This window comes from Novosphingobium sp. JCM 18896 (assembly GCF_025938095.1).
Taxonomy (GTDB): Bacteria; Pseudomonadota; Alphaproteobacteria; order Sphingomonadales; family Sphingomonadaceae; genus Novosphingobium.
Genome location: NZ_JAPCZF010000005.1, coordinates 85,198 through 103,416 on the forward strand (window position 1 = coordinate 85,198; position 18,219 = coordinate 103,416).

Annotated in this window: 17 protein-coding genes; 10 read left to right on the forward strand and 7 right to left on the reverse strand. The window is 67.4% G+C overall.

Annotated elements, in window-relative coordinates:
• Positions 1-69: 69 nt before the first annotated feature.
• Positions 70-1,050, forward strand: a complete 981-nt coding sequence (locus OLX23_RS17685) for an aldo/keto reductase (RefSeq protein WP_264446359.1) — start codon at positions 70-72, stop codon at positions 1,048-1,050.
• Positions 1,047-1,481: a hotdog fold thioesterase gene (locus OLX23_RS17690; protein ID WP_264446360.1), complete on the forward strand. Its 435-nt coding sequence runs from the start codon at positions 1,047-1,049 to the stop codon at positions 1,479-1,481. The genes OLX23_RS17685 and OLX23_RS17690 overlap by 4 nt, the downstream gene beginning before the upstream one ends.
• Here OLX23_RS17690 and OLX23_RS17695 read toward each other — a convergent pair.
• On the reverse strand, positions 1,478-2,335 hold the full coding sequence (locus OLX23_RS17695) for an SMP-30/gluconolactonase/LRE family protein (RefSeq protein WP_264446361.1): 858 nt from the start codon (positions 2,333-2,335) through the stop codon (positions 1,478-1,480). The genes OLX23_RS17690 and OLX23_RS17695 overlap by 4 nt on opposite strands.
• A gap of 161 nt (positions 2,336-2,496) precedes the next feature.
• Between OLX23_RS17695 and OLX23_RS17700 the strand changes: the two genes are divergently transcribed.
• Genes OLX23_RS17700 through OLX23_RS17715 form a run of 4 tightly spaced genes read left to right on the forward strand, consistent with a single transcriptional unit; the run spans position 2,497 to position 6,623 of the window.
• Complete coding sequence (locus OLX23_RS17700; RefSeq protein WP_264446362.1) at positions 2,497-3,588, forward strand: acyl-CoA dehydrogenase family protein; 1,092 nt, start codon at positions 2,497-2,499, stop codon at positions 3,586-3,588.
• Positions 3,585-4,793: an acyl-CoA dehydrogenase family protein gene (locus tag OLX23_RS17705; RefSeq protein ID WP_264446363.1), complete on the forward strand. Its 1,209-nt coding sequence runs from the start codon at positions 3,585-3,587 to the stop codon at positions 4,791-4,793. Before OLX23_RS17700 ends, OLX23_RS17705 begins: the two co-directional genes overlap by 4 nt.
• Positions 4,794-4,839: 46 nt before the next feature.
• The gene (locus OLX23_RS17710) at positions 4,840-5,820 is read left to right on the forward strand and encodes an NAD(P)H-dependent flavin oxidoreductase (RefSeq protein ID WP_264446364.1); all 981 of its coding nucleotides are present in this window, start codon (positions 4,840-4,842) and stop codon (positions 5,818-5,820) included.
• A gap of 11 nt (positions 5,821-5,831) precedes the next feature.
• A complete protein-coding gene (locus OLX23_RS17715) occupies positions 5,832-6,623 on the forward strand; it encodes an enoyl-CoA hydratase-related protein (RefSeq protein ID WP_264446365.1) in 792 nt (263 codons plus the stop codon).
• Between the two features lie 190 nt (positions 6,624-6,813).
• On the opposite strand, the gene OLX23_RS17720 is transcribed toward OLX23_RS17715, so the two are convergent.
• Positions 6,814-8,070: a CaiB/BaiF CoA transferase family protein gene (locus OLX23_RS17720; protein WP_264446366.1), complete on the reverse strand. Its 1,257-nt coding sequence runs from the start codon at positions 8,068-8,070 to the stop codon at positions 6,814-6,816.
• Between the two features lie 146 nt (positions 8,071-8,216).
• Here OLX23_RS17720 and OLX23_RS17725 point away from each other — a divergent pair, with 146 nt between their 5' ends.
• The 4 genes from OLX23_RS17725 to OLX23_RS17740 all read left to right on the forward strand — a co-directional run bounded on the left by OLX23_RS17725 (position 8,217) and on the right by OLX23_RS17740 (position 13,382).
• Positions 8,217-10,352, forward strand: a complete 2,136-nt coding sequence (locus OLX23_RS17725; RefSeq protein ID WP_264446367.1) for a PQQ-dependent dehydrogenase, methanol/ethanol family — start codon at positions 8,217-8,219, stop codon at positions 10,350-10,352.
• Between the two features lie 248 nt (positions 10,353-10,600).
• The gene (locus OLX23_RS17730; protein ID WP_264446368.1) at positions 10,601-11,383 is read left to right on the forward strand and encodes an SDR family NAD(P)-dependent oxidoreductase; all 783 of its coding nucleotides are present in this window, start codon (positions 10,601-10,603) and stop codon (positions 11,381-11,383) included.
• Positions 11,384-11,473: 90 nt separating this feature from the next.
• Entirely contained in the window at positions 11,474-11,941 is a 468-nt protein-coding gene (locus OLX23_RS17735; protein ID WP_264446369.1) for a VOC family protein, read from the forward strand.
• A 151-nt stretch (positions 11,942-12,092) separates the two neighbouring features.
• Complete coding sequence (locus OLX23_RS17740) at positions 12,093-13,382, forward strand: MFS transporter (RefSeq protein ID WP_264446370.1); 1,290 nt, start codon at positions 12,093-12,095, stop codon at positions 13,380-13,382.
• Here the strand turns inward: OLX23_RS17740 and OLX23_RS17745 are convergent, their stop codons facing one another.
• From OLX23_RS17745 to OLX23_RS17765, 5 genes are all read right to left on the reverse strand, one after another.
• Positions 13,383-14,384, reverse strand: coding sequence for a LacI family DNA-binding transcriptional regulator (locus tag OLX23_RS17745; RefSeq protein ID WP_264446371.1), 1,002 nt, complete (start codon positions 14,382-14,384; stop codon positions 13,383-13,385).
• A gap of 100 nt (positions 14,385-14,484) precedes the next feature.
• Complete coding sequence (locus OLX23_RS17750) at positions 14,485-15,648, reverse strand: thiolase family protein (RefSeq protein WP_264446372.1); 1,164 nt, start codon at positions 15,646-15,648, stop codon at positions 14,485-14,487.
• A 1-nt stretch (position 15,649) separates the two neighbouring features.
• Positions 15,650-16,075 (reverse strand): Zn-ribbon domain-containing OB-fold protein, encoded by a 426-nt coding sequence (locus OLX23_RS17755; protein WP_264446373.1) that lies wholly within the window; start codon positions 16,073-16,075, stop codon positions 15,650-15,652.
• Between the two features lie 26 nt (positions 16,076-16,101).
• Positions 16,102-16,938, reverse strand: coding sequence for an SDR family oxidoreductase (locus OLX23_RS17760; RefSeq protein WP_264446374.1), 837 nt, complete (start codon positions 16,936-16,938; stop codon positions 16,102-16,104).
• A complete protein-coding gene (locus OLX23_RS17765) occupies positions 16,935-18,158 on the reverse strand; it encodes a CaiB/BaiF CoA transferase family protein (RefSeq protein ID WP_264446375.1) in 1,224 nt (407 codons plus the stop codon). The genes OLX23_RS17760 and OLX23_RS17765 overlap by 4 nt, the downstream gene beginning before the upstream one ends.
• Positions 18,159-18,219: the final 61 nt, after the last annotated feature.

Here is an 18,219-nt window from a genome sequence, read left to right on the forward strand (position 1 = left end):
AGCGATTGAATTTTGTGCCGACTAATTCTGAGAAATATACGCCGTTCGTTCGATAGGATGCCCAAGCTCATGGATTACGTTAACCTCGGAAAGACTGGCCTCAAGGTCTCGCGGCTCTGCCTCGGCTGCATGAGCTTCGGCGATCCGTCGAAGGGCTGGCATCCCTGGATTCTCGACGAGGAGGCGAGTCGACCGGTGCTGCGCCGGGCGGTCGAGGCCGGGATCAATTTCTTCGATACCGCGAACATCTACGCCGCGGGTTCGTCCGAGGAAGTGACAGGGCGCGCGCTCAAGGAGTTCGCCCGCCGCGACGAGATCGTCATCGCGACCAAGGCCAACGGCCGCTGGGGCAAGGGGCCGAACCAGTCAGGTCTGTCGCGCAAAGCGCTGTTCCAGGCGATCGACGATAGCCTGCGCCGGCTCGGCACCGACTATGTCGATCTCTACCAAATCCACCGCTGGGACGACGAGACGCCGATCGAGGAAACGCTCGAGGCGCTGAACGACATCGTCCGCGCGGGCAAGGCGCGCTATATCGGCGCCTCGTCGATGCATGCCTGGCAGTTCCTCAAGGCACTCAACATCTCGGAACGCCGCGGCTGGGCGCGCTTCGTGTCGATGCAGAACCACGTCAATCTGATCTACCGCGAGGAAGAGCGCGAGATGCTGCCGCTCTGCCGCGACCAGGGCATCGGCGTGATCCCGTGGAGCCCGCTTGCGCGCGGCGTGCTGACCCGTCCCTGGGGTGGTGATACGGCGCGCGCGCAGAGCGACAAGATCCAGGCCAACCTTTATTCCAAGACCGAGGAGAGCGACCGCGCGGTCGTCGCGGCGGTCGAGAAGATCGCTACCGCGCGCGGGGTGCCGATGGCGCAGGTGGCGCTGGCCTGGGTCCTGGCCCAGCCCGACGTGACCGCGCCGATCGTCGGCGTCTCGAAGATGCGCCATCTCGACGATGCGCTCGCCGCGCTCGATGTCGAACTCTCGGCCGAGGAGGTCGAGGCCTTGCAGGCACCCTACGTACCGCATCCGGTGGCGGGCATCGCATGATCTGGTTCGGCGGAGAACGGCCTTCGGCCGATCGGCTCGAGCATGTCCGCAGCCGCGGGCTGCACGCGCATCTGGGCATGGAAGTGGTCGATTGCGGCGACGACTGGTTGCGCATGCGCATGCCGGTCGACGAGCGCACGCACCAGCCGTTCGGGCGGCTCCATGGCGGCGCCTCGGTGGCACTGGCCGAGACCGTCGCCTCGATCGCCGCCAACCTGTGCATCGACGGCGAAACCTCGGTCGCGGTCGGGCAGGAGATCAACGCCAACCACATCCGCCCGGCCTTCTCCGGCTGGGTCTACGCCACCGCGCGGCCCGAAGCGCTCGGCCGTTCGACCCACGTCTGGTCTATCCGCATCGAGGACGAAGCCGGCAAACTGGTCTGCATATCGCGCTTCACCGTCGCGGTGATCGCGAAGGAGCGGGGCTAAGCGTTGAACGCGAGCTTCAGGCCCGGCTCGTCCCAGCGCAGGCGTACTAGCCAGCCGCGGTTCGAATAGGTGACATAAGCGTCGCGCATGTCCTCGCCGCCAAAGGCGATGTTGGTCACGCTGACGTCTTCGGGGATCGCCAGCATCGACACCTGGCCGTCGGGCGTGATCGTGGTTAGCCCGCCCGAGAAGATCGTCGCGACGCAGACGTTGCCGGCCGCGGTCACCGCCAGCGAGTCGAAGCCGACGTTGCCGAGGCCGGTCGCGACGTAGACCGGCTCCTGCGCTGCCACGCGCGCGTCGTAGCGGAACAGCCGCGCCTGGAAGGTGTCGGCGCAATAGACGTGCGCGCCGTTGGGCGAGAGGCCGATGCCGTTATAAGACAGGGTGCCGCGCTTGATCGCGGTGAGCGAGGAGCCGTCGGCCAGCCCCGAATAGAGCCCGCCGAACGCCTTGCTCTTCACCCCATGCTCGCCGAAGTGGAGCGTGCCCATGTCGGTGAACCACAAGCGCCCGTCGGCCGAGAACACGAGGTCGTTGGGTGCTTCGAGCGGTACGCCGTCGCAGGTTTCGAACACGCGTTCGAGCTTGCCCGTGGCCAGGTCGACGCGTTCGATCCGGCCTTCGCTGCCCGGACCGGTCTTGCCGATGCCGCCGTTGTTGCAGAGCCACAGCGCGCCGTCGGGGCCGATCGCCGCGCCGTTGGGGCCGCCGGGTACTTCGCAGATCGTCTCGGTGCGGCCGTTCCAGCAGCGGGTGACGCGCTCGCCGTGGATCTCGACGACGATGACCGAGCCGTCGGCCATGACCGCGGGGCCTTCGGGAAAGCGCAGGCCCTCGGCGACGATCTCCATGTCTCTCTCCCTTGTTGTTGGGCGGCAGGATTGCAGCGCAAGAGAAGGAGGACAACCTCCGCAGACAGACCGCAGCGGCAAGCCCGCTTGATGCCGTGTGCCGCATGGCCTAGCCCGGCACGGCATGATCCCGATGGGGACGGTCGGCGAGGGCAGGCGGGATGTCGATAGTCTACGACGAGCAGCAGGAAGCGATCGCGCGCGAATCCCGTCGCGTGCTCTATGCGCGTGCCGACAAGGCGCGGTTGCTCGACCTGCTCGAACGGACCGGCGCCTGGGACCGGACTTTCTGGGACACCGCGGTCGAACAGGGCTGGACGGCCCTGGCCGTGCCCGAGGCGCAGGGCGGGCTGGGGCTCGGCCTGATCGAACTCGGCCTCGTCGCCCAGGCGAGCGGCGCTGCGACCGCGGGGGCGCCGTTCCTGACGAGCAACTACGGCGTGGTCCGCGCACTGCAGGCCGCCGATGCGGAGTTGCAGGCGCTCTGGCTGCCGCGGCTCGCCACGGGCGAGGTGGTGGGCGCCGTGGCTTTTGCCGAGGGCAATGCGATCCTGCCCGCGCCCCCGGCCGTGACTTTCGCCGATGGCCGGTTGAACGGGCACAAGCCCGGCGTGACCGCGGGCCTTGTCGCCGACATTGCTGTAGTCTGGGCCGAGCACGCCGGCGAACCGGCGCTGGTCCTGGCCGAACTCGCCGCGGTGTCGCGCCAGCCGATCGACAGTTTCGATAACGGCCGGCTCTTCGCCGATCTCGCCTTCGTCGATGCGCCGGCGACCTTGCTGCTGTCCGGCGAGGCCGCGCGCTTCGCCGCGCTCGACCTGCTCGCGTGCCAGGCCGTCGTCACCGCGCACGAACAGGTCGGTGGCGCCGAGGCGCTGCTGTTCGTCGCGCGCGACTATGCCAACGAGCGCAAGGCCTTCGGCCAGCCAATCGGCGCGTTCCAGTCGGTCAAGCACCGGCTGGCCGAGCTCTACGGCCTGGTCGAGATCGCCCGCGCCAACGCGATCCATGCCGCGGCGCTCGAAGGCCAGCCGGGGTTCCTCGCCGCCGCCGCCGCCGCGCGGCTGAGTGCGACCAAGGCCTACGACACCGCCGCGCGCGATGCCGTCCAGGTCCACGGGGGTATCGGCACGACCTGGGAAGGCGGGCTCCACCTCCACATGCGCCGCGCGCGCAGTCTGGCGATCGAGCAGGGCAACATGCTGTTCTGGGAAGACCTGCTGGTCGACGAACTCGCGGGAGCGGGCGCATGAGCGAGATCGAAGCCTATCGGCAAAAGGCGCGTGCCTGGCTGCAATCGGTCGCGCCGACCTACGGCCGCGATGCCCTGCAGGGCCTGTCCGAAGCCGAGCATCTGGCCGCCGGCCGCGCCTATCAGCGCGCCAAGTTCGCGGCGGGTTTCGCCGGCATCCACTGGGATCCCGAACTCGGCGGCCAAGGACTCACACCCTTGCACAAGGTGGTGTTCGAGCAGGAGGAAATGGGCTTCGGCATGCCGATCGCCTATTTCGGTGTCTCGCTGGGCATCTCGGTGCCGATCGTGCTCCGCTTCGCGCAGGATCGTGCCTGGGCCCGCGAGCGCGCGATCGCAGCGCTCAGCGGTGACGAGATCTGGTGCCAGCTGTTCTCCGAACCCTCGGGCGGCTCAGACCTCGCCGGGCTGCGGACCAAGGTCGAGACCGAAGGGAACGGCTGGAAGCTCAACGGCCAGAAGCTCTGGACCACATTTGCCCAGCATTCGGATTACGGCGTGATCATCGCGCGCAACGATCCCAAGGCGCTCAAGCACAAGGGCCTGACCTTCTTCTGGCTCGACATGAAGGCGCAGGGCGTCACCGTCCGCCCGATCAAGCTGGCCGCGGCAGGGCACGATCACGTCAACGAGGTGTTCTTCGACGACGTCCGGCTCGACGACGGCCAGCGGTTGAGCCCTGTCGGCGGCGGTTTCGCCACGGCGATGGCGACCCTGATGATCGAGCGCTATTCGGCCTCCGATCCCGCGGGCTTCGGCCCGACCACGGCGACCTTCGTCGAACTGGCCAAGGCCAGCGAGGTCAACGGTCGCCCGGCGATCCAAGACGGGCGCATCCGCTCGGCGATCGCGCGCAGCCATGCGATGCGCATGGGGCTCGAGGCGATCACCACGCGGGCGATGCGGATGATGGCCGCGGGCATGGAGCCCGGCCCCGAGGGCTCGCTCAACAAGCTCGTGTCGGTGCGCAGCCGGCAGAAATTGTCGGAACTGGCGATCGATCTGATGGGCCAGCTCGGGCTCGCATGGGATCCGCTCGCGAGCAGCAAGGACGACTGGGTCGCCTCGTGGCTCGCCGCGCCCACCGGGCGCATCGCCGGCGGGGCCGACGAAATGCTGCTCAACACGATTGCCGAAAAGATTCTGGGCTTGCCGCAGGACCACCGTCCGGACAAAGGCGTGCCATTCGACCAAATACCGGCGTGAGCCGGGCAGGGGCAGATACCCGCGTAATTTCAGGAGACGAGACGTAATGGCCTTCAAGACGCGCATCACCGAAATGCTCGGTATCGAACACCCGATCGTCCAGGGCGGCATGCAGGGCGTCGGTCTCGCCGAGCTGGCGAGCGCCGTGTCGAACGCCGGCGGTCTCGGCACCCTGACCGCGCTGACCCAGCCGAGCCCCGAGGCGCTGCGCGACGAGATCGAGCGCTGCAAGTCGATGACCTCGAAGCCCTTCGCGGTGAATATCACCGTGCTGCCGACGATCCTGCCGCCCGACTACAAGGGCTATGCCCAGGCCGCGATCGACGCCGGCATCAAGATCATCGAGACCGCGGGCACGCAGGAAGTGCGCGAGATCTGGGAAATGGTGAAGCCGCACGGCATCACCGTGCTGCACAAGTGCACCGCCGTCCGCCACGCGCTCTCGGCCGAGCGCGCGGGCTGCGACATCATCTCGATCGACGGCTTCGAATGCGCGGGCCATCCGGGCGAGGACGACATTCCGGGCCTGATCCTGATCCCGTCGGCTGCAGACAAGGTGAAGATCCCGATGCTCGCTTCGGGCGGTATCGGCGACGGCCGTGGCCTCGTCGCCGCGCTGGCGCTGGGCGCCGAGGGCATCAACATGGGCACGCGTTTCTGCGCGACCAAGGAAGCGCCGATCCACGACAACATCAAGCAGCTCTACGTCCAGAACGACGAGCGCGGCACCAACCTGATCTTCCGCAAGTTCAAGAACACCGCGCGCGTCGGCAAGAACTCGGTCTCGGACAAGGTGGTCGAGATCTCGGCCAATCCCGACGCGGTGTTCGAGGACATCAAGCCCTATGTCGCCGGCGCGGTGGGCCGCGAGATGCTCAAGAGCGGCGACGTCGACCAGGGCATCTTCTGGGCCGGCATGGTGCAGGGCCTGATCCACGACATCCCGTCGTGCCAGGAACTGATCGACCGCATCATCGGCGATGCCGAGGCGATCGTGAAGCAGCGCTTCGGCGGCATGGTCGGCTGAGGAACGGGCAGATGAGCAAGACTTACGAGAAAGTCCTCTATTCGCTGAACGACGAGGGCGTCGCGCGGATCTCGATGAACGATCCGGCGACGCGCAACGCCGGTTCGGCGCAGATGGGCGAGGAACTGGTCGACGCGTTCAACCGCGCCGCCTTCGAGAGCCGCGCCGTGCTGTTCACCGGCGAGGGCAAGGGCTTCAACTCGGGCGCCAACCTGGCCGATGCCGAAGCCGTGCTCGACGATCCGATGCGCGACGTCGGCCATCTGCTCGATCGCTACTACAACCCGATCATCACCCGCATGAAGGCGATGGAACAGCCGATCGTCACCGCCGTGCGCGGCGCCGCGGCGGGTGTCGGCTGCGGCCTCGCCATGGCGGGCGACATGATCGTCTGCGGCGAGGGTGGCTTCTTCCTCCAGGCCTTCCGCCACGTCGGCCTCGTGCCCGACGGCGGCTCGTCGTGGCTGCTGACCCGCGCGGTCGGCCGCGTGCGGGCGATGGAGATGATGTTGCTGGGCGAACGGCTCTACGGCGCGCAGGCGCTCGAATGGGGCCTGGTCAACCGCGTCGTCCCCGACGACGAGGTCGAGAGCGCCGGCATGGCGCTGGCGATCCAGCTGGCCAAGGGACCGCGCTCGTTGGGCATGATCAAGCGCATCGCCTGGGCCGCGGCCGATTGCAGCCTCGAGCAGGCGCTCCAGCACGAACGCGCGGGCCAGCTCGCGGCGAGCCGCACCGAGGATTTCGTCGAGGGCGTGACCGCCTTTGCGGGCAAGCGTCAGCCCGAGTTCAAGGGGCGGTGATCCTGTACCCTCCCCCTTGATGGGGGAGGGATACGGAAGCTTGGCAGCTTGCTGCCTAGCTGGAGTTGGGTAGGAGTGATGTCTCCGGCGAGCGCAGTGTTTGCGGCGCGCTCACCCCCATCCAGCTACGACTAGGGCGCAAGCGCCCAAGTCTTCGCATCCTTCCCCCATCAAGGGGGAAGGGGCTATCTCAAACGATCTTCGCGTCCTTCAGCTCGGCTATACGCTCTGCGCTGTAGCCGAGTTCGCCCAGGACCTCGTCCAGATGCTCGCCGAGCAGCGGCGGGGCGCGGCGGATCGAGGCGGGGCTCTTTTCCATCTGCGCGAGCGGGCTGGCGATCAGGTCGACCGAGCCAGCCTCGGCATGGGCGTGCGGCGTCGTCGCCTTGAGGCCGCGATGCAGGACCTGGGCATCCTGCCAGACGTCGTCGAGCTCGTTGTACTTGGCGGCCGGAATGCCGACGCTGTCGAACTTGGCCAGCAGTTCGGCGACGGGGATCTTGCTCGACCATTCGTTGATGATGCGGATCAGTTCGGCCTGGCCCGAGCGCGCGCGCTTGAAGTTCGAATCGAAACGCTCGTCGGTGAACAGCTCGGGCTGGTCCATCAGCACGGTCAGGCGGCGATAGTGCTCGTCGGTGCCCGCGGTCAGGTAGACGATGCCGTCGCTGGCGTGGAGCAGGTCGGCCGGGCCGCCGCCGTTGCCGCCGTTGCCGAGGCGCGGCGGCGCCATGCCGCTGATCAGGTAGTCCTGCATGATGTGGCTGACCATCGCCACCGAAGTGTCGAGCAGGGCGATGTCGATGTACTGCCCTTCGCCGGTGCGCTCGCGGTACATCAGCGCGCCGAGGATCGCGAGCGCGGTGTTGTGGCCGGTGATGAAGTCGACGAGGCTGGGGCCGGCCTTGAGCGGCCCGGCGCCGGGGTGGCCGTCGGGAATGCCGGTGACCGCCATCATGCCGCCCTGGGCCTGGAACAGGCCGTCATAGCCCGGCAGTGCGGCGCTCGGCCCGGTCTGGCCGAAGCCGGTGACCGAGCAGTAGATCAGCCGCGGGTTGATCGCCTTCAAGGTCTCGTAGTCGAGCCCGAAGCGCTTGAGATCGCCGACCTTGTAGTTCTCGATCAGCACGTCGGCGGTCTCGACGAGCTTCTTGATGATCTCCTGCCCCTCGGGCTTCGAGTGGTTCAAGGTGATCGAGCGCTTGTTGCGATTCGAGACGGTGAAGAAGCTCGACTGGCGGGTTTCGAGGCCGTCCTTGCCCTTGACCCAGGCGGTGCCGTAGCCGCGGCCGTCGTCGCCCACGCCGGGGCGCTCGATCTTGATCACGTCGGCGCCGAGGTCGCCGAGAATCTGGGCTCCGACCGGGGCCGCAAAGACACGGCTCATGTCGATGACGCGGATGCCCTCGAGAGAGCTGGGCTTGGCGGCGCTGGGTTCGATGCTCATGCGAGCCTGTAAGCACCCAATCCGGGCAGGGGCAAGGGGCTAGCACGCGCTATGGCGATCAACAGCGTTGGTTATTTCGTTGCCCGAGCCATTGCCTGCGCTACCAAAGTGACGATAGTCGCGCGGCAGGATAGGGAGAGAGGCGCATGATCGGTCGAAGCCGGCTGCCGTTGCTGGGTATGCTTGCCGTTGCGGCGCTGGCACTGGGGAGTTGCGATGGTCTGGGGCTGGGCGGATCGTCCGGCGCCGAAGCGCAGCTTCTCGACGACAGCAGCGGCCGCGACTGGTCTGGCTATGGCCGGACTTACGGCCAGCAGCACTACAGCCCGCTCGCGGCGATCGATCAGGCCAACGTCAGTGGCCTCGGCCTGGCCTGGTCGATGGACCTGCCGCTCGGCAATGCCGCGACCCAGCCGATCGCGGTCGACGGCGTGCTCTATTTCGCCGCTGGGCTCTCCGTGGTCTCGGCGGTCGATGCGGTCAGCGGCAAGCTGCTCTGGCAATACGATCCGCAGGTCGGCAAGGCCGCGGGCCTCAACTTGCGCGTCGGCTGGGGCGTGCGCGGCGTCGCCTGGTGGCAAGGGAAAGTCTACGTCGGCACCCAGGACGGGCGGCTGATCGCGCTCGACGCCAAGACCGGCAAGCCCGTCTGGGCGCAACAGACCTTCGACCTCAACGCCGCCGCTTATATCAGCGGCGCGCCGCGCGTGCTCGGCGGGCGCGTGCTGATCGGTTACGGCGGCTCGAACGGCGTCAGCCGCGGCTATATCACCGCCTACGACGCGAAGACCGGCAAGCAGCTCTGGCGTTTCTACACGGTCCCCGGCGACCCGGCGAAGGGCTTTGAGAACGAGGCCATGGCCATGGCCGCGAAGACCTGGGCCGGTGAATGGTGGAAGTTCGGCGGCGGCGGCGACGTGTGGAACTCGATTGCCTACGATCCCGATCTCGACCTCGTCTATTTCGGCGTGGGCAGCCCCTATCCTTGGAACCACCGGCTGCGCAGCCAGGGTAAGGGCGACAACCTGTTCATCGATTCGATCGTCGCGGTCGACGGCAAGACGGGCAAGTATCGCTGGCACTACCAGACCGTGCCCGGCGACACCTGGGACTTCGACGCGACGATGGACATCGAACTCGCCGATCTCGAGATCGCCGGGAAGCCGCGCAAGGTGCTGATGCAGGCGCCGAAGAACGGTTTTCTCTATGTCATCGACCGGACCGACGGAAAGCTGATCTCGGCCGAGCCTTACGTGCCCGTCACCTGGGCCTCGAAGATCGATCTCGCGACGGGCCGCCCGGTCGAGGTACCCGGTGCGCGCTATGACCAGGGCAAGGCGGCGACGATCGCGCCGTCGCCGCTGGCCGCGCACAACTGGCTGCCGATGGCCTTCAGCCCGAAGACGCGGCTGGTCTACATCCCCGCGGCCGAGTTCGAGGTCGACTATTCGGAGCCGGCGAAGGACTGGAAGCCCGCGACCGATCGCAACACCGATGCCGGCGCCAACATGATCGGCGGTCCGTTGATCGGCCGCAAGGCGCCGGTTGGCGCGCTGATCGCCTGGAACCCGGTGACGCAGAAGCCCGTCTGGAGGATCGATCACCCAACCTACGTCAACGGCGGCGTGCTGGCGACGGGCGGCGATCTCGTTTTCCAGGGCACGATCGATGGGTTCTTCAAGGCCTATTCGGCGACCGACGGCCGCCGGCTCTGGGCCTACGACACGCGCGCGCCGATGATCGCGCCGGCCATCACCTACGAGGCCAAGGGCAAGCAGTACGTCACCGTGCTGACCGGCCTCGGCATGGCCTATCCGAAGAACATGGGCGCGCTCGATCCTGCCAATGCCGAGCGCTATCGGCTCGATCCGCGCAGCCAGGCGCGGCGCGTGCTGACTTTCGTGATCGGCGGCCAGCAGATATTGCCACCGCGCCCGCAGCCGCCCGAGCCGCCGGCCGATCCGAGCTTCAAGGTCGATCAGGCGCGTTTCATGCCCGGGGCCATGGCCTATACGCGGCATTGCGGCGATTGCCATGGCAGCCTCGCTGTCGGTGCGATCCAGGCGCCCGACCTGCGCCGTTCGCCGCTGCCGCAGGACCGCGCGACCTTCGTGCAGATCGTCCGCGAGGGCGCGCTCGAAGTGCAGGGCATGCCCAAGTTCGCCGAGCTGAGCGACGCGCAGATCGACGACATCCGCTACTATCTGCGCGCCCGCGCCGCCGAACTGCGCGGGCAGGCGAAGGCGCCGAAGGATCAGGATGTCTCGCTGCATTTGAAGTGACTGGCAGCCCGTCATGTCGCAAGCTTTGCCGCGCTAACCTCTTTTCGTCGCCCCTGCGAAGGCAGGGGCCCAACTGACCTTGCGTATTGGCGCTGCCGTCGCCGTATTGGGATATGTTGGTTGGGCCCCTGCCTTCGCAGGGGCGACGGGAAAACTTAGAGCTATAGCCGGGTGGTGCGATCTCGACGCGCCGCGTCGATCCGGCTACCGACCTCGCTGAACACGTGCACAGGTTACAGGGAAGAGACATGAGCGATACCAAGGTTGCGATCATCACCGGCGCCGGCAGCGGCATCGGCCTGCAGACCGCCAAGCTGCTTCACGCCGCGGGCCACGCGATCGTCGGCGTTGGCCGCGACACGGGCAAGCTGGCCAACCTCGAGCAGGAGCTCGGCGGTGAGCGCGTCGCGACGATCTCGGTCGACGTCACCGCCAAGGATGCGCCGAAGCAGATCGTCGACCTCGCGCTGAACAAGTTCGGCCGGATCGACTTCCTGGTGAACAATGCCGGCGTCGGCAGCCCCAAGCCGCTCGACGAGACCGACGACGAGATGCTCGACTACTTCCTCGACATCATGCTCGCCGCGCCGTTCCGCCTGTGCCGCGAGGTCATCCCGCACCTCGGCGAGGGCGCCTCGGTGGTCAACATCACCTCGACCTTCGCGCATATCGGCGGCCGCCGCGGAGGCGCCTATTCGGCGGCCAAGGGCGGTCTCAAGTCGCTGACCGAGCACATGGCCTGCGAATATGGCCCGCGCGGCATCCGCTCGAACTGCGTCGCGCCGGGCGTGACGCGCACCGAAATGGTCGCGCACCGCTTCGAGGACGAGGCCTTCAAGCGCGTCAACGTCGAGACCACGCCCTATCCGCGGCTCGCCGATCCCGAGGACACCGCCGCGGTCATCGCCTTCCTCTGCTCGCCGGGCAGCGAGATGATCAACGGCCAGTCGATCGTCGTCGACGGCGGCTGGACCAAGACCAAGTATCTGAGCCCGCGCGTGACCAATACCAAGTGGGTCGATCCGGACTGATCGCTGAGCCTACCGGGGCAAGCTCCTCCGCTTGCCCCGCCTTGGACCATCGCGGATAAGCGGGGCCAAAGCATCTGGGGAGATGAGACAATGATCCGCGGCATCCACCACATCGGCATCAACTGCCACGACATCGAGCGCATGAAGCGGTTCTACGGCGAGGCCTTCGGTTTCGAACCGGTCGACGAGGGTTTCGCCTGGGCCGACGAGCCGATGATGGACCATATCGTCGATCTCAAGGGCTCGGCCGCCAAGGGCGTGATGATGCGCGCGGGCACCTGCTACATCGAACTGTTCCAGTACAGCGCGCCCGCTTCGGACATCGACCGGCCGATGCGCCCCAACGACCGCGCCTATACCCATTTCTGCATCGACGTGACCGACATGGAGAACGACATCGTTCACCTCCAGAAGTGCGGCATGACCTTCAACGATCGCGATTTCGTCGACGTCGGCCATGTCAAGACGCTCTACGGCTACGATCCCGAGGGTAACGTCATCGAGGTCCAGCAGACCGCGCCGGGGAATGCGTTTGGGTTGGATAAGCTGCCGCGCTAATCCTCCCCAGAATGGGGAGGGGGACCGCGGCGCGAAGCGGCGTGGTGGAGGGGGCTCTCCGCCAGCGCCGTGATTGGCCGAGAGCCCCCTCCACCATGCTTCGCATGGTCCCCCTCCCCGTGCCGGGGAGGATGAAGATGGGAGAGTTTGCTTGACCGATACCAAGGCATTGGCGCGGGCCGAGTGGCGCCGGCACTGGCCGCTCGTGCTGGCGGCGAGCTTCGCCTTCTCCTTCACTTCGGTCATGACGGCTTCGACCGGGCTGTTCATCGAGCCCTGGACCAAGGAGTTCGGCTGGAGCCGGACCCTGCTGTCCTCGGGCATGTCGATCACCTCGGTCACGACCTTCCTGTTCTCGCCGGTGTTCGGCGTGCTGATCGACCGGATGGGCACGCGGCGCATGGCGCTGCCGGGGCTCGTGCTGCTCGCCGCGACGATGGCCTCGCTGAGCCTGCTCGACGGGTCGGTGTGGATGTGGTTCGCGGTCTGGACGGTCTATGCCGCGGCCGCGCTCGCGACCAAGTCGACGGTCTGGACCGCCGGCGTCGCCAGCGCCTTCGACGCGGGGCGCGGGCTGGCGCTGGGCCTGACCCTGTCGGGCAGCGCCTTCGCCCAGGCGCTGACGCCGCCGCTGACCAACTGGCTGATCAACGAGTTCGGTTGGCGCATGGCGCTGGTCTGGTTGGGGCTCGGCTGGGGCGGGCTGGCGATCCTGCTCTGCGCCTTCCTGCTGTTCGACGGCTACGATGCCAGCCGCAAGGCGCGCGCGGCCAGCGGTGAGGCGCCTTCGTCGAAAGCCCTGCTCGCCGATGCGCCGGGGCTGTCGATTCCCGAGGCCTGGCGCAGCGTCGCGCTGTGGCGCATCGCGATCTCGACCTTCGTGATCATGGTCGTGACGATCGCGCTGGTCGTCCACCAGATCCCGATCCTTCAGTCGATCGGCGTCGATCGCACCGCCGCCGCCTATTACGCGGGCATGGCCGGGCTGGCGGGCGTGGCGGGCAAGCTCGTCACCGGCTGGCTGCTCGATCGCTATCCGGCGCGCTGGGTCGGCGGCGTGACCCTGGCGGCGACGGCGCTGACTTTCGTGCTGCTGCTCGTGCCCAACCGCACGATGCCGATCATCTTTACCGCCATGTTCATCAACGGCTATGCCGCCGGCACCAAGCTGCAGATCGCCGGCTATCTGACTTCGGCCTATGGCGGCATGAAGAACTTCGGCGCGATCTTCGGGACGATGGCCAGCCTGATCGCAGCCGGTTCGGGGCTGGGGCCGCTGCTCGGCGGCTATGTCTTCGATCGCTACGGGACCTACGATCCCTATCTGTGGATCGGCATCGTCGGCACGCTGATCAGCGCGGCGCTGATTTTCGGCCTGCCCGACTATCCCGAATGGGTGAAGCGCCCGCACGCCGCGGGCAAGGCGCCGCAACCGGCCTGATTAGCCGTTGGCGCGCCCGACGGAGGCGCGCGAGACGAATTCGAGCGGGAAGTGCGAGGGCAAGGTCTCGGCCTGTTCGGGATAGATGATCTTGAACACCGCGGCGCAGGCCATGACCGCGATCGGTACGTGCACCGTCGTCAGCGGTGGCCAGACGCGGGCGGAGATCGGCGTATCCTCGAAACCGACGATCGAGAGCTCGTCGGGCACGCTGATGCTGTGGGAATAGGCGGCGTGGAGCACGCCCGCCGCCACGGCATCGTTGACCGCGAAGATCGCCGTGGGGCGCGGGCTGACCTCGAGCAGCAGATTGCCCGCCGCCACGCCCGCTTCGAAGCTCAGGTCGCCGCTGGCGATCAGTGCCGGGCCGCGGTCGAGGTCGTGGTCGGCCATCGCGTCGAGATAGCCGAGTTCGCGCTGCTGGGCGGTGCCCGCCTCGTCGGGACCGGCGACGAGGCCGATGCGCTGGTGGCCGAGGCCGATCAGATGCGCGACCGCACTGGCCGCTGCCTCGCGATCGTTGGAGGTGATCGACCGGGCGTCGCGCACCGAGGCGCTGATCCGCACGTATTTGCAGCCGACCGCGGCGCAGACGTTGGCCAGCGCATTGTTCTCGGCCACGCCCGGCAGCAGCACGACGCCGGCCGGCCGCTGGGTCTCGAGGAAGTGGCGCAGATCGTCTTCCATGCTCGCCGAGGAGCGGTCGACCGGGCGCAGGATCAGCGCATATTCGGTGTCGCGGATCGCCTCGAACACGCCATGGTGCGCGGCGAGGACCAGTTCCGGGTTCGAATTGTCGTGGAGCAGCGCGATCAGGAAATTGTGCCCCATCGCCAGCGCGCGCGCCTGCGGGTTGGGGACATAGCCGAGCTCGGCGATCACCCGCTCGACCTTCGCGCGCGTCTCGGGATTGAGCAGCGGCGAATTGTTGATGACGCGGCTGACCGTCTTCTTGGACACGCCTGCGGCGGCGGCGACATCGTTGATCGTCGGCTTGGACATGCGGGGTTGCTACCGGTTTCCCATGCGGAAACTCAAGGACATTGTGGTAAATTTTCCCCAGCAGTCGGCCCCCCTCCCGTAAGCGGGAGGGGGTGAGACATCAGTCCCGCGCCAGCAGCAGTGCGGCCGCCATTGGTCCGCCGCCCGAAGTCGCGACCGCGACCTTGGGATCGCCGGGGATCTGGCGTTCGCCGGCCGCGCCGCGCAGCTGGGTCACGGCCTCGTGCGCGAAGCCGAAGCCATGCAGGCGCCCGGCGCCGAGCTGGCCGCCGGCGGTGTTGAGCGGCAGTTCGCCGTCGCGGGCGATGCGCGTGCCGCCCTCGATGAACTTGTGGCCTTCGCCCTTCTCGACGAAGCCGAGCCCTTCGAGCCAGGTGATCGGCAGGAAGGCGAAGCCATCGTAGAACTGGACGGTGTCGACGTCCTTGGGGCGGTAGTCGGTGTTCTTCCAGAGGTCCGGGCCGGCGTCGTAGGCGGCCGACCATTCGACCTGGTCCCAAGAATAGCGGTCGACCGAGCCCGAGGTCGCGGCGATGCGGACAGGCGTGGCCTTGATCTCGTCGAGCGCGTCGCCGGCCGAGACGATGATCACGGTCGAGGCGTCGGAGAAGCGGTCGCAGTCGTAGAGGCACAGCGGGGTCGAGATCATGCGGGCCGACATGTACTTGTCGAGCGTCAGCTCTTCCTTGGTGATCGCGCGCGCGTTGGGATTGAGCAGCGCGTTCTTCGAGCCGTTGATCGCGATCTGCGCGAGTTGTTCGCGCGTCATGCCGTACTTGTGGACGTGGCGCGCGGCGTACTGCGCGACCCAGCAGGCGGCCGAGGTCGCCCAGAACGGCGAGGTCCACTGCGACGAGCCCGAAGTCGTCTTCTGCTGCAGCGGCATGTATTCGGCGGGATTGGCCATGCCGCCGGCTTCGTAGACCGTGCGGAAGCAGATGACGTGGCGGCAGATGCCTTCCTTGACCGCCCAGGCGGCCATGCCGATCGCCGAGAGCTGCGCGGGCTGCTCCATCGCGCCCATTTGCCACTTCGACTTGATGCCGAGCACTTCGATCAGGTCGTCGGTGCCGACGGGCGAGAAGGCAAGGTAGCCCTGCGCCTTGCCGGGGAACGAGAACACGCCGTCGATCTGGTCGAGCGTGAGCCCGGCGTCTGCGAGCGCCTGGTTGACGGCATCGACCGTCAGCAGCAGCGGATGGCGCGGCAGGCGGACGCCCACCTCGGACTGGCCGACGCCGGTGATATAGGCTTCGCGCGCCATTTCAGTTCGCCTTCTCGAAGAGGGGGTAGAAGATGTCGCCCTGCTGTTCGAAGGTGACGCGGACCTTGTCGCCGAAGTTCACCTGATCGACCGGCGAGTTGACGATGTTGGTGGTCAGGAACACCCCGGGCACGCCGTCGAGCGCGACGCGGGCGATGACGAAGGGCACTTCGAGGCCCGGCGCCCAGGGCTGGTGGTTGACTGTCATCGTATCGATCACGCCGGTGCCGGCGACAGCCTTCGGGGCCACGTTCTCGGACTGGCAGTGGCGGCACAGGATGCGCGGCGGATGCGTGTACTGGCCGCAGTCGCCGCAGTGCACGATGTTCAGATGACCTTCGGCACCGCCGGTCCAGAAGGCGCGGTTCTCGGCGTCGAGCTTCGGTACGGGCCGCGGCGGCGGCGAAGACGGTGGGGCGGAAGACATGGGTTTGGGCTCCGGTTCGGGAAAGTTCAGTTCTGGCGGGCGTAGCTGGGCGTCAGCGCGCCGGTGATCATGCCGCCGACGTTGCCTTCGTCGGTGGCCAGCACCGCGCCGGTGACGGCGGCGTTGAGCGGGCTCGACAGTAGCAGCAGCGACCAGGCTTGCTCTTCGGCGCTGGGCATGCGGCCGAGCAGCGGGTGCGGATAGGATTCCATGAAGGCCTGGCCGAGATGCTGCGCGCTCTGCTCCATGAACGGCGTGCCGGTGGCGCAGGGGGCGATTCCGTTGAGGCGCACGCGGCGTTCCTGCGCGAGCCCGATCGCGGCCTGGTGGATCCAGACGGTGAGCAGCTCCTTCGAGGCGCTGTAGCCGTCGCGCAGCTTGTCGGGATGGGCTTCGTAGAAGGCGCGGACCTCGAGCGGATCGAGCGCGACGATCTCGAGGTTTTCGGCCAGATGATGCAGCCAACCGCGCGCTGCGGTCGAGGTCACCAGGCAGACCGTGCCGCCGTCCCTGACCGCAGGCAGCAACAGTTCGGTGAAGCGGCGCGTGCCGGCATAGTTGATTTCCATGCAGGTCAGCGCGCCGACGGCATGCGGCGGCACACCGGCGATCGGGAACAGGAAGTCGATCGGGCCCAGCTTGCCGAGCTCCGTAGCGGCCGCCGCGACGCTGGCAGGATCGGACAGGTCGACCCGCGTATAGCTGGCGCAGGCGACCTTCGGCTCGGCCAGGTCGGCGATGTGCACCGTGGCGCCGAGTTCGCCGAGCAGGCGCGCCGCGGCCTCGCCCATGCCCGAGGCGCCGCCGGTGAGCACCACCGTGGCGCCGCGATAGCCGAGCCCGTCGAGGTTGGTGCGGCTCATGCGATCGCGCCCTTGGCCTTCAACGCCTCGATCCGGTCCCATTCGAGGCCGAGTTCCATCAGCACCAGTTCGGTATGCTCCGAAGCCTGCGGTGCGCGCGTGGTCTGCAACGGCTCGTTATCCCACTGCACGGGGCCGCGGACGAGACGCAGCGGCTTGCCGTCGGCACCGTCGACCTCGATGATCATGTCGTTGGCCAGCGCCTGCTCGTCCTCGAGCAATTGCGGCAGCGACTGCACCGGCGCCCACTGGCCCTTCATCGTCTTGAGGTGCTGCTTCCAGTAGTCGAACGGCTTGGCGGTGAAGGCCTTGACCATAAGGTCGCTGGCCGCGCCGGCATTGTCGAACAGCGCGCGCGGTTCGGAGAAGCGCGGGTCGTCGGCCAGTTCGGGCAGGCCGATATGTTCGAAGGTGTCGCGGATCAGGCCGGTCGGGCTGTTGATGCACAGGTTGATCGTGCCGCCGTCCGAGGTGCGGTAATTGCCATTGAACGGGCTGCGCGCCGAGCCGCCCGAGGTCGGCATCTGCGCCTTCATCGTGACGCCCGTTTCCATGATCTGCGAGAGCAGCGCGCCCGAGGCCCACCAGGCGCTGGACATCAGCGAGACGTCGAGTTCCTTGGCCTCACCGGTCTTCTCGCGGTGGAACAGCGCGGCCGAGATGCCGCCGGCGATGAACATGGCGCCGATCGAATCGCCGAAGGCCGGGATCGACTGGGTCAGCGGTCCGTCGAGCCCTTCGGGGGTGAAGGTGTCGGCGATGCCGCTGCGCGACCAGAAGGCCGTGCCGTCGAAGCCGCCGAACTCGCGCTCGGGGCCCTTGTTGCCGAAGGCCGAGCCGCGCGCATAGATGATGTTCGGATTGACCGCGCGGATGTGCTCGATGTCGAACTTGTTCTTCTGGCGGTGCTGGGGAAGGTAGTTGGTCAGGAACACGTCGGCGGTCTTCGCCAGTTCGTAGAGCAGTTCCTGGCCTTCGGTGGTCGACAGGTCGATGCCCACCGAGCGCTTGCCGCGGTTGGGATGCTCGATCAGCGTATGACGCAGCGGATCGAGCTGGACGCCGCCCATGTTGAGGAAGCCGCGCTGGGTGTCGCCGCGCACCGGATGCTCGACCTTGATCACGTCCGCGCCCCAGTCGGCGAGGATGCCGCCGGCGGCCGGTACGAAAGTGAACTGGGCCACTTCGAGGATGCGGACACCCTCCATCACGTTGCTCATCGTCGATCTCTCCGCTCTGTTCTTGGCCTCGGTTCGTTGCCCGAGATAGTGTCTGCTTTCT